Origin of the sequence: Streptomyces recifensis, assembly GCF_002154615.1 — a bacterium.
Classification (GTDB): Bacteria; Actinomycetota; Actinomycetes; order Streptomycetales; family Streptomycetaceae; genus Streptomyces; species Streptomyces griseoluteus.
The window spans coordinates 1-10779 of record NZ_MUNH01000563.1; the positions used below are offsets into that span (position 1 = coordinate 1).

Here is a 10779-nt window from a genome sequence, read left to right on the forward strand (position 1 = left end):
CACCCGGTCGACCGGGTGCGGAAGCGGTCCGATCGGGCGTCGTGGCGTCTGGCCCGCAAGGTCGGTGTCGGGGACACCGCGCTCGGATCGAGGCTGCTGGACGTACAGCGCGACCGGATCACCGACGGCGCGGACGCGGCCCTCGCCTCCATGTTCGGCGCCGCCCCGGCCCCTGCCGCAATCACAAATACGGAGGAATCGTCTGGAAGTAGTCGAGAACGGTCTACCCCTGACCTGCCGGAATCGACCCCGGCCACGGTCGTGCTCACGCGGCTCACGGTGCCCGCCCCGGCGCCGGTCGACCTCGGCAAGTCGGGTACGAGCATGAAGCCGATGCCCGCCGTCGTCCCGGCGGTGAAGCCGGTCCCGATCGCCCCGGCACGCTCCCGTACGGTCCCCGCCGTGTCGACCGCGCCGCGTCGGGCGACGGGCCGCGTCCCGGTCGCCGCGAAGTCGACCCGCACCCGCCGCACCTTCGAACAGCTCATGGCGGAAGCACGGAAGGCTACGGCCGGGTGGACGGACGCTGAGGTGACCGGGGAGGGCATCCGGCGGACCCTGCGCACCTCGCCCGCCAACGCCCGCAAGCTGCGTGACGCCGTCCTCGCCGAACGCGCCGCCGTGGCGGTGGCGCCGTGAGCATCCTCGCCGAGCTCTTACCGGCAGTGCCGCCCGTCATCGGGTGGGCGGTCCACGCCCGGTGGCTCCATGGTCGGCTGACCACCGCCCGCCGTGACCCGCTCACCGGGTTGTGGACGCGGGACGCCTTCACCCGCCGCGCCCGCCGCCTGCTGCGCGACCCGCGCGCCGTGGTCGTGCTCGCCGATGTCGACCACTTCAAGCAGGTCAACGACATCCACGGCCACGCGGCCGGTGACGTGCTGCTCACCACGGTCGCCGCGCGACTCGCCCACGGCACTGCTCCCGGCGGGGTCGCGGGGCGGCTCGGTGGGGACGAATTCGCCGCCGTCGTCATCGACCGAGACGGCACGATGGCCGACCGGCTGCACATCCTCGCGCGCGTCCTCGCCCGACCGGTCGAAGACGCTCCCGAGGTGCACACCACGGTGTCGCTGGGCTGGGTTCGAGCCGCCGACCACCGGGGCGAGGATCTGTCCGCGCTGCTGCGTCGCGCCGATGAGGCCATGTACGCGGCCAAGCGGTCCGGCCGACCCCGGCGGGCCCGTCTCGGACGGCTACTCGGATCGGTGGCAGGCCGTCGTCCCGGACGACGCGGCGCGGCATGAGCACCCTGCCCGTCTACCGGTGGCACCTCGCCCCGGACGGCTACGCCACCCGCCGCCAACTGCGGGCCCGCGACCTGCGCCCCGGTGGTCAGGATGTCGCTGCCCAGCTCGAACGTCCCCGGAGGCGGGGTCGGCCGCCGCTGGTTGCCTACCTGTACCGCGTCGACCTCGCCAAGCCGGTCCGGCCGATGACGCCGGGCCGATGGCGGGCTCACGCCGCGATGATGCGCGCCCGTCGCCGCTGCCCCGAGTGCGGCGCGGATGCCGGATACGTCATCCCGCGAACGCTCGGAACCTGCGTGCCCTGCGCCTATTCCGAGGAACAGCGCGCTGCATGAATCTCACGGGCCCGGCCGTCCACCTCCTACAGCGCCGGCCGGGCCCGCTCTCCTCACACCCGAAGAGTGGAAGGACCCTCAGTGAAGCACCCCGACGACGACAACGAACTGTTCAAACGGCTGGAAGCCGAGATAACCGCCGACCCAGCGGCCGACGCGGGGGCCGATGTGGTCGACCTCGACAAGGCCCGCGCCGCCCGCGAGCCGGCCGATCCGGCATCGGACGACCCGACCACCGCCGTCATGGTCGACCGGCCTGCCCCGACCGCGACAGGGCCGGGCTACCTGGGTCGACTGGCCGCAGCCAAGCGCCGGGACGTGGTCCCGGTCTGGCTGCGGTCGACCGCCGAACTGCGCACGGCCGCCGCATGGGTGGCCCGCCACTACGCCCACTCGGTCGGCTATCACGCGCTGCGCTCCCCGGTCTACGCCGCTCGCCTGACCCTGCAAGCCCCTTCGGGGGCCGCGAAGTTCGTGGGCGGCACGATGCGGTGGGCGGCCGACCGCGAGGGCGAGGCGGTCCGTCTGGCCGCCGTGCGCCGGGAGGATGCGGCCGAGTACCTGAAGCTGTCGCGCCAGCGGGACGGCCGGGTGCGGCTGCGGGCCCTGGTCACCGTGCTCGCCATGTTCACCGGGCTCGGTGCCGCGCTCGCCATCTACGTCCTGGCCCCCGCATGGCTTCAGGCCCTTTCGGTCGGCGCGGTCGTGCTCGCCCTCGGGTCGGCCGGCCGCAAGGCGGACGACCCGGTCATCCACCGGGCGGTGGAACTGCCCGCGGCTTCCAAGCTCACGTCTGACATCGTGCTGCGGGCGCTCGGTTCACTCGGCATTCCCGCGATCAATCAGGCGCAGGGCAAGGGCCGGGACGGGTTCGAGTTCACCGCCCCGATCACCCGTGACGGGCCCGGCTGGCGTGCGGAGGGCAACCTCCCCTTCGGCGTCACCGTCACCGACATCATCGAAAAGCGCGAACGCCTCGCGTCCGGCCTGCGCCGCCCGCTGGGCTGTGTGTGGCCGGAGGCCGTGCCCAACGAGCACACCGGGCACCTGGTGATGTGGGTCGGCGACCAGGACATGTCCAAGGCCAAGAAGCCGACTTGGCCGCTGCTGAAGTCCGGCAGCGTGGACCTGTTCAAGCCGGTCGCGTTCGGCACCGACCAGCGCGGACGCTGGGTGGAGATCACGCTCATGTACATCGCGGCCGTCATCGGCGCGATCCCCCGCATGGGCAAGACCTTCCTCCTGCGCCTGCTGCTGCTCATCGCCGCCCTCGACCCGCGTGCCGAACTGCACACCTACGACCTCAAGGGCACCGGCGACCTCGACCCCGTCGGCAACGCCGTCTCCCACCGCCACCGGGCCGGGGACGAGGAGGAGGACATCGAGTACGCGGTACGGGACCTGCGCGCCCTGCGCGAGGAACTGCGCCGCCGCGCCAAGATGATCCGCTCCCTGCCCCGCGACATCTGCCCCGAGTCCAAGGTCACCTCGGACCTGGCGAACAAGGCCTCGCTCGGTCTGCACCCGATCGTGATCGGGGTGGATGAGTGCCAGGTCTGGTTCGAGCACGACAAGTACGGCAAGGAACTCGAAGAGATCTGCACCGACCTGGTCAAGCGCGGCCCGGCCACCGGGATCGTGCTGCTGCTGGCCACGCAGCGCCCGGACGCCAAGGCGCTGCCCACGGGCATCAGCGCGAACGCCTCGGCCCGGTTCTGCCTGAAGGTCATGGGCCAGTTGGAGAACGACATGGTGCTGGGCACCTCCGCCTACAAGCGGGGGGTGCGCGCCACCATGTTCGCCTGGGCCGACAAGGGCATCCACTACTTCGTCGGCGAGGGCTCGGACGCCCGGATCGTCGGCTCGGTGTACGTGGACGCCCCGGCCGCCGAAGCCATCGGCGCCCGTGCCCGCAAGGCCCGCGAGCTGGCTGGCACCCTGTCCGGCCACGCGCTGGGGGAGGAACCGGAGGCGGACGAGAGCGCGGCGTACGACCTGCTGCGCGACATCCTCGCCGTCGTCCCGGCCGACGAGCCTAAGGTGTGGTCCGAAACCGTCGTCGCCCGCCTCGCCGAACTCCGGGCGGAGGTCTACGACGGGTGGGACCCCGAGGGGCTCGCCGCCGCGCTGAAGCCGCACGGCATCGCCACCATCCAGGTGGGCCGCCGGGTCAACGGCAAGGTCGTCAACCGGCGCGGCATCGACCGCTCCCACATCACTACCGCGATTGCGGAGCGTGACGGAAACCGGGATGCGGGCTGACCGTCTGGGGCCGCTAGCGCTAGCGGCACACCCCGCTAACGCTAGCGGCCCCGCTAGCGCCCCAAACCGGATCTGATCAGGCCGCTAGCGGATAGCGGCCCACCTGCGGAAACCCCCGAAAACCGCCCCGGAGGGCCCTGATGACCCCCATCCTCCTCGCTATCGCCTGCCTGCTCGCCGTCACGCTCGGTTACGGCGGGCTGTGTGCGGCCTCGCCGTTCGGCGACTGCCGCCGCTGCCACGGCATGGGCCACGCGATGAAGACCGACCGCAAGGGCCGGTTAAAGCGCGGCAAGGACTGCCGCCGCTGCCGCGCCACCGGCAAACGCATCCGCGCCGGCCGATGGCTCTACAACCGGTGGGCCCGCATCTACCGCGCCGGAACCGACACCCCCTGACCGGAAGGCTTCCCATGATCCTGAACATTTCCGCGGTGCTGCTGTTCGGCGCCGCGTCCGCCCTCGCGCTCAAGACCAAGTCTGCCGGGGGCGGTTCGGCCGTCGTCCTGTTCCTGTTCGGGTTCTTCGTCGCCGGGACCGGCGCCTACGGACCGATCCACAACCTCGTGCAGGCGTCCGCCGACGCCCTGTCCGCCTTCGGCAAGTAGGGAGACCCGACATGAACGAACACGCCCCCGCCCTGCGGACGGACCTCCCCACTGCCACGGCGTACGACCCGGCCTCCCCGGCCCTGTATGCGCCAACCCCGGTCGCCGTGGAACTGCCTGCCGAACGCGGGCCGGTGGTGTGGGTGCCCGACGCGTACGGACGCATGGTGCCCATGCCCAAGCACCTCGCCCCCGCCACCGTCGCTGCCACGGAGCCACGCGACCTCACCCCGCTCCCGCTCCTTGACCCCGTCGCCCAACGGTTCCTGGGGGCCGGACTCGGAGGCGGCGCCCTCGCGGCCGGAATCGGCTACGGCGTCGGCGAAGTCGTCAGTGCTGCCGCCGGAATCAGCGGCGGCGCCCTCGTGTGGGTGGCGGTCATCGTTCTCGCCCTGCGCGCCCCCGCCCGCGTCATCAGCGTCGGCAAGGGCAGCACGGTCAACATCCGCCGGGCCGTGATCAAGCGCAACCACTTCCACGGCTAGCTACGCCCGAGGGCGGCGGCACTCCCGGACAAGGACAACCCGCCGCCCCCGGTCTCCCTATCCCGACGTAGCAGAACAGGAGACCTACAGCATGACCGAACTGCGCGCTTTCGGCGAGGCCCCATCTGCCCCGGCCGCCCGATCTAGGCGAGCGTCCGACGTTCTGCGGGCCGCTCTCGCTCTCGCGGCGGCCGGCGTCCCGGTGCTGCCTCTGCGGGCGGGCAAGGTCCCGTTCGGCAACTGCCGTACCTGCGGGGGCTCCCCGCCCCGGTGCGGCGGCCGGCCGAACATGAAGACGCCGGGCTCTTGCGTCTGCCCGATGCCGTGCCACGCGTGGGCCGCCGCGACCACCGATCCGCACACGCTCACCTCGCCTGTGTGGGCACCGGTGTGGCGGCAAGCGGTGGCCGTCGCCTACCACCCCGGTGGGGCCGGGCTGACGGTCGTGGACCTGGACAACGCGGCGGCCGTCGCGTGGGCCCGCGAGACGCTGCCCGCCACCCGCACCGTTCCGACGACGCGGGGCGAGCACTGGCTCTACCGGGGCGCCATGGCGTCGGCGAACGCCGTCCGGCCCGGCGTGGACATCAAGTCGGCCATGCAGTACGCGCGCTGGCTCGGCCCCGGAACCGGACACATGGCCGCTCTCCCGGCGGCCGTGCGCGACCTGCTGGTGAAGGAAGAGACCACCCCCGCCCGCGGTGAGGTGGTCTCTTCTCTTTCGGCCAGCGCTCCGTGGTGCCAGTCGGTGGCCACCGGGTGCCGCCACACCGAGCGCTACGTCCGCACCGGCCTGGAACGCGGCCTCGCTCTCGTACGGGCCCGCACCGAATCCGGCGCGGGATCGCAGGCGTTCGGCGTCGCCCGGTTCCTCGCCGCACAACACACCGCGTGTCCCGGACCGTGTGGCCTCGCCGCTATCGGTGAGGAGATCGTGACGGCCGCCATCTCGGTGGGCGTCCCGGAGTCCTACGCGCGCCGCGCGGTCGTCAACGGCCTTGAGACGGCTGCGGAGGGCGCGGCATGAACGAAGCATCCCGAACCCCCTCGAACGGCCTACAAGGCGCCGTGCAGGGGCCGCCCCGGCCGACCGTGGGCGAACCGAAGGGCGTCGCCCGCAAGGGCGTCCGTATCGCTGTTGGTTCTGACCCGCAGACGGTCACCGTCGCCGGCATCACGCCGGGACTTCAGGTCCAGTGCGAGGGCATCGCCGTCGCGGACTGGCTCTGTGCCTGCGGTGAGCACGAACGCGCACGGGGCCGCGCGGCTGTCATCCGGCTCGCCGCTCGCGCCATCACCGGTATCTGCCCGCACACCACCGCCGAAGGGAGGGCCGCCTCATGACTTCCCAGCCTGTGTACAGCCCCGACCTGTGGGCCGGACTGCCCACCCTGGAAGACCCGCCCGGCGAGGACGACACATTGCCGGACGTGTGGGAGGACCCCATTCCCCTCACCGGCCGCCGCGAGCGCCCGCCGTTCCCGGCCCACGTCTTCCCCGCGTGGCTCGGGGGGTTTGTGGCGGCCGTCGCGCAGGAGACGCAGACCCCGGTGGACCTTGCCGGATCGGTTGCCCTCGCCGTGCTCGCCACGGCGGCCGGCGGCCGGTCCGTGGTCCACGTACGCGGCAACTGGCGCGAGCCCACCAACCTCTACACCGTGGTTGCGCTCCCGCCTGCCAACCGCAAGTCCGCCGTCTTCGCCCTGCTCACCAACCCTCTGTACGAGGCGGAGAAGCAGCTCAAGACGGCGATGCAGCCGGTGATCGTGGAAGCGGAGCTGACGGCACGTCTGGCCAAGGAAGCAGCCGACAAGGCTGCCGCCAAGGCCGCGTCCGCCGACGGCGACAAGCGGGATCAGATGGTGGCCACTGCCGTGGGCCTCGCGCAGACCGCCGGCACGCTCACCGTCCCAGCCGAACCAGTCCTGCTGGCTGACGACTCCACCCCGGAGACAGTCACCTCGCTCATGGCCGAACAGGGCGGCCGACTGTCGGTAATGAGCGCGGAGGGCGGCATCTTCGACATCATCGCCGGCCGCTACTCGGGAGCTCCCAACATGGAGGTCTTCCTGAAGGGGCACGCCGGGGACCGGCTGAGGGTGAACCGGCAGACCCGCCGCGAGTACATCGACGCCCCCGCCCTCACCATCGGCCTCGCCGTACAGCCGGACGTGCTGCGCGACATCGGCAAGGTGAAAGGGTTCGAGGGGCGCGGACTGCTGGCCCGCTTCCTGTACTCCCTGCCGGTGTCCATGGTCGGCGACCGCGAGATCATCACCGACCCTGTCCCCGAGGAGACGGCCGCCACCTACACCGCACGGGTCATCGACCTCGCCCTGTCCCTGGCGGAGTGGACCGACCCGGCCGTCATCCAGCTCAGCCCGGAAGCTGACGCGGCCCTGATCGCCTATCAGGAACGCATCGAACCGCAGCTCAAGGCACGCGGCGGCACGCTGGGCCACATCTCCAACTGGGCCGGAAAGCTCGCCGGGGCCACCGCCCGCATGGCCGCACTGCTGCACCTCGCTGAACACGGCGGCAGTGGCTACGCCCACCCCGTCACCGAAGACACCATGCGCGCGGCCATCGAGCTGGGGGACTACTACACCGCCCACGCCCTCGCCGTCTTCGACGTCATGGGCGCCGACCCCGTCCTGTCCCGCGCCCGCAGCGTCCTGGAAGCGCTGCGGGACAACCGGTGGGAGGACGTGAGTCGCCGGGACGTCTTCACCGTCCTGTCCCGTGCCGAGGTCCCCACGGTTGCCGACCTCGAACCCGCCCTTGCCCTGCTGGAAGACCACGGATACCTGCGGTCCTACCAGCCCGAGCGCACCGGCAAGCGAGGACGCCCTCCGGCGCCCCGTCTGCTTGCCCACCCCGGCCTGCGACAGGGCAGCCGGTGACGCGACCGACACGCACGATCCCTCTCGCACAAACCGCAAAATCCGCAATAAAGCCCGGACACCCCCGCTGACCTGCGACGCGGCTCCCGCCCCGCCCCGGCCGAGGCCGCCTCGCACAATCCCGCAAAATTCCGCAAAAAACCGAGTGCCACCCCTCAGCTCGGGGGCCGCCACCCACCGCCCCTGATTTTTGCGGAATATCGCGGGTTTCTGCGGAGCACCATCCACCACCACCCGCGCACCGCATCGCCACAGGTCAGAGGGCTCCCTCGGCTTTTCTGCGGATTTTGCGGTTTGTGCGGCGGCATCAGCCCGTGAACTCAGCCACCGGAGTGAGCCTTGGACGAACACGGCACCCTCGCCACCCCTGCCGACGACGACACGACCCTCGTACTCCTCAAGGTCGAGGAGGCTGCCCGACGACTCCGCATCGGCCGGACCACATGCTTCGCCCTCATCCGCACCGGCGAACTGGAGTCCGTTCTGATCGGTGGACTCCGCCGCGTCCCCGTCGATGCGCCGGCCGCCTACGTCAGCCGTCTCCGTACCGCCCAGCGCGCCGCTTGACGACGCCCGGGGCGGCGGCACTCCCGGACAGGACAGCCCGCCGCCCCGGTGTCCATCCCGACACCAGGAAATAGGAGCCTGCCTGTGGCAGAGGACAAGAAGAAGCGCACCCGCCAGCCGAACGGCCGAAGCTCGATCTACTTCGGCAAGGACGGCAAATGGCACGGCCGCGTCACCGTTGGCGTCCGGGACGATGGCACGCCGGACCGCCGGCACGTCGAACGAAAGACCAGGAGCGAGGTAGCGGAGGCTGTCCGCGAGCTGGAGAAGCAGCGCGATGCCAAGACCGTGCGGAAGCCAGGCAAGGCGTGGACGGTCAAGGCGTGGCTGACTCACTGGATTGAGAATGTCGCGCCCCTTGCCGTGAACGACAACACGATGGTCGGGTACGGCGTGGCCGTGCGGAAGCACCTCATTCCCGGCTTGGGCGCTCACCGTCTCGACAGGCTCAACCCTGAGCACATCGAGGTGTTCTACGCCAAGATGCAGGCCAACGGCAGCAAGCCCGCGACTGCTCACCAGGTGCACCGGACTTTCCGGGCCGCCCTCAACGAGGCGGTGCGGCGGGGCCACCTCGGCAAGAATCCGGTCTTGCTGGCCAAGGCCCCCAAGACGGGCGAGTACGAGGTGGAGCCCTACAGCGTCCAAGAGGTACAGCGGTTGCTGAGGGCCGCCGCCCAGCACCGTAACTCCGCACGCTGGGCGGTCGCGCTTGCCCTCGGACTGCGTCAAGGGGAGGTGCTGGCCCTGAAGTGGGAAGACGTGGACCTCGATGGTGGGTTCCTCGTGGTGCGCACTAGTCGCCACCGGCCGCAGTACGCACACGGGTGCGTGGAGCCCTGCGGACGCAAGGCGGCCGGGTACTGCCCACAGAGGAGACGCACCAACCCGGAGATCTCTACCACCAAGTCCCGCGCCGGCCGCCGCGCGGTCGGTCTCCCGGAGCAACTCGCTGACCTACTGCGCGCTCATCTCAAGGCGCAGGAAGCAGAGCGACTGGTGGCCGGGAAGTGTTGGGAGGAAAACGGCCTCGTCTTCCCGGACGAGCGCGGCCGTAGTCCGTCCCACCGCCGCGACTGGGCTGAGTGGAAGGCATTGCTGGCAGAGGCAAAGGTTCGGGACGGGCGTCTGCACGATGCGCGCCACACGGCCGCCACGGTCCTACTCATCCTCGGCATCCCTGAACGGGCCGTCATGGGGCTCATGGGGTGGTCAACGACAGCCATGGCCGCTCGCTATCAGCACATGGTCGACGCAGTGAGGGCCGACATTGCGAGACAAGTGGACGGTCTGATCTGGCGAGCTGAGATGGACCGGCCGGACGATGACGGTGACGAGGCGGCTGGGGTACCGGTCTCGGATGGTTGACCTGCGGGGGCAGGCGTTAAGCCTGCCCCCACAGCGCTATGTCACTACGTGGCACACGTCGATCAGCCGCGCCAGCACGCTGAACGTGGCCAACTGTTCCAAGGCTTCCTGCTCAGCCAAGTCACCCGTCTCGTGAGCGGCTGGGTTTCGAAGAGCGAAGTACGCCCCTTGGCCAAGCTGAAGAGCACCACGTTGCCGCGTTTGGACCCCTGGCTCTGCCGGGTCACCCAGTATCCGGAGCCGGGGTTTGCCCGGCTCCGGAGCCTTGTCGCTCAGGGCCTCCTGGACGAGCTTGGCGTCCGACACGTCACGTCGGCCGATCTTTTCTTGCAGATGGGCGTTGATTGACGTAGCGGCCGCGTGAACGGCTGCGCGATAGTGCTTGGACTCCCAGAAGGTGCGGGCGGCATCCCACACCCATGGGTGGAATCCATCCGCAGGCATAGAGGGACCATCCGGCGCCAACCGAGTCGTCCACTCGTCCATGTCCGCGAGGATGCCGATGGCACGACGGACCGCATTCAAGTTGATGGTCAGTCCCTGCCACTCGTCCTCCCCGAGTACCTCTACCTCCACGAGACTGGGATCAAGACGGCGCAAGATTCTCACGACTGTGGGTTCAGCCTCGAAAAGCCACTTACGTTCCTGTGTCGTGTCACCGTTGACATACCGGACATTCCAGTACTGGGTTACTAGGTCATCGAACGCTTCGAGCTTCTGACGCATCCAGTCGCGATCCACATGTGGAGCGTAGGGGGCCAAGCCCCCGGAGCGATGAGGATTTATGCGCTCGGCCGGCTGACTGAGATGGACGGGACGGCGACGACGATGAGCTGGTGGGGGACTGTCCACCAAGCCGCGCGTTGCAACCACAACTGAGACGGAAACTGAGACGGACAACGGGAAGGGCGGCCCCCTACGTGGGTGCCGCCCTTCTGTCGTGCCTGGTCACTCAACCAGAGGCCGTGGCGGGAATCGAACCCGCGTAACTCGCTTTGCAGG

General features: G+C 70.3%; 12 protein-coding genes and 1 pseudogene. 12 read left to right on the forward strand and 1 reads right to left on the reverse strand.

Translation table 11 applies throughout. The features are described from left to right. The 12 genes and pseudogenes from CCN33_RS25925 to CCN33_RS25980 all read left to right on the forward strand — a co-directional run. Positions 1-639, forward strand: a pseudogene (locus CCN33_RS25925) (conjugal transfer protein); the annotation flags it as partial. Continuing rightward, on the forward strand, positions 636-1247 hold the full coding sequence (locus CCN33_RS25930) for a GGDEF domain-containing protein (RefSeq protein ID WP_086695888.1): 612 nt from the start codon (positions 636-638) through the stop codon (positions 1245-1247). The pseudogene CCN33_RS25925 and the gene CCN33_RS25930, both read left to right, overlap by 4 nt. Next, the gene (locus tag CCN33_RS25935; protein WP_086695889.1) at positions 1244-1585 is read left to right on the forward strand and encodes an RRQRL motif-containing zinc-binding protein; all 342 of its coding nucleotides are present in this window, start codon (positions 1244-1246) and stop codon (positions 1583-1585) included. Before CCN33_RS25930 ends, CCN33_RS25935 begins: the two co-directional genes overlap by 4 nt. A gap of 81 nt (positions 1586-1666) precedes the next feature. Next, positions 1667-3847: a cell division protein FtsK gene (locus CCN33_RS25940; protein WP_086695890.1), complete on the forward strand. Its 2181-nt coding sequence runs from the start codon at positions 1667-1669 to the stop codon at positions 3845-3847. Positions 3848-3987: 140 nt separating this feature from the next. Next, positions 3988-4245 (forward strand): hypothetical protein, encoded by a 258-nt coding sequence (locus CCN33_RS25945; protein WP_086695891.1) that lies wholly within the window; start codon positions 3988-3990, stop codon positions 4243-4245. A gap of 14 nt (positions 4246-4259) precedes the next feature. Then, positions 4260-4454 (forward strand): hypothetical protein, encoded by a 195-nt coding sequence (locus tag CCN33_RS25950; RefSeq protein ID WP_086695892.1) that lies wholly within the window; start codon positions 4260-4262, stop codon positions 4452-4454. An 11-nt stretch (positions 4455-4465) separates the two neighbouring features. Continuing rightward, positions 4466-4939, forward strand: a complete 474-nt coding sequence (locus CCN33_RS25955; RefSeq protein ID WP_107483993.1) for a hypothetical protein — start codon at positions 4466-4468, stop codon at positions 4937-4939. A gap of 91 nt (positions 4940-5030) precedes the next feature. Next, positions 5031-5966, forward strand: a complete 936-nt coding sequence (locus CCN33_RS25960; RefSeq protein ID WP_086695893.1) for a bifunctional DNA primase/polymerase — start codon at positions 5031-5033, stop codon at positions 5964-5966. Continuing rightward, complete coding sequence (locus CCN33_RS25965) at positions 5963-6283, forward strand: hypothetical protein (protein WP_244173942.1); 321 nt, start codon at positions 5963-5965, stop codon at positions 6281-6283. The genes CCN33_RS25960 and CCN33_RS25965 overlap by 4 nt, the downstream gene beginning before the upstream one ends. Then, positions 6280-7842 carry a YfjI family protein gene (locus CCN33_RS25970; protein WP_244173943.1) on the forward strand — a complete coding sequence of 521 codons (1563 nt, stop codon included), beginning with the start codon at positions 6280-6282 and terminating at the stop codon, positions 7840-7842. The genes CCN33_RS25965 and CCN33_RS25970 overlap by 4 nt, the downstream gene beginning before the upstream one ends. Positions 7843-8181: 339 nt before the next feature. Beyond that, the gene (locus CCN33_RS25975; RefSeq protein ID WP_086695895.1) at positions 8182-8409 is read left to right on the forward strand and encodes a helix-turn-helix domain-containing protein; all 228 of its coding nucleotides are present in this window, start codon (positions 8182-8184) and stop codon (positions 8407-8409) included. An 84-nt stretch (positions 8410-8493) separates the two neighbouring features. Beyond that, complete coding sequence (locus CCN33_RS25980) at positions 8494-9777, forward strand: tyrosine-type recombinase/integrase (RefSeq protein WP_086695896.1); 1284 nt, start codon at positions 8494-8496, stop codon at positions 9775-9777. Positions 9778-9813: 36 nt separating this feature from the next. Here CCN33_RS25980 and CCN33_RS25985 read toward each other — a convergent pair whose 3' ends face one another. After that, the gene (locus CCN33_RS25985; protein ID WP_140394677.1) at positions 9814-10518 is read right to left on the reverse strand and encodes a TIGR02391 family protein; all 705 of its coding nucleotides are present in this window, start codon (positions 10516-10518) and stop codon (positions 9814-9816) included. Positions 10519-10779 lie beyond the last annotated feature (261 nt).

Excerpts from the sequence above, each read along its gene's own strand:
- CCN33_RS25935 (WP_086695889.1), top strand. The coding sequence starts at position 1,244 with ATGAGCACCCTGCCCGTCTACCGGTGGCACCTCGCCCCGGACGGCTAC.
- CCN33_RS25945 (WP_086695891.1), top strand. The coding sequence starts at position 3,988 with ATGACCCCCATCCTCCTCGCTATCGCCTGCCTGCTCGCCGTCACGCTC.
- CCN33_RS25950 (WP_086695892.1), top strand. The coding sequence starts at position 4,260 with ATGATCCTGAACATTTCCGCGGTGCTGCTGTTCGGCGCCGCGTCCGCC.
- CCN33_RS25955 (WP_107483993.1), top strand. The coding sequence starts at position 4,466 with ATGAACGAACACGCCCCCGCCCTGCGGACGGACCTCCCCACTGCCACG.
- CCN33_RS25960 (WP_086695893.1), top strand. The coding sequence starts at position 5,031 with ATGACCGAACTGCGCGCTTTCGGCGAGGCCCCATCTGCCCCGGCCGCC.
- CCN33_RS25965 (WP_244173942.1), top strand. The coding sequence starts at position 5,963 with ATGAACGAAGCATCCCGAACCCCCTCGAACGGCCTACAAGGCGCCGTG.
- CCN33_RS25970 (WP_244173943.1), top strand. The coding sequence starts at position 6,280 with ATGACTTCCCAGCCTGTGTACAGCCCCGACCTGTGGGCCGGACTGCCC.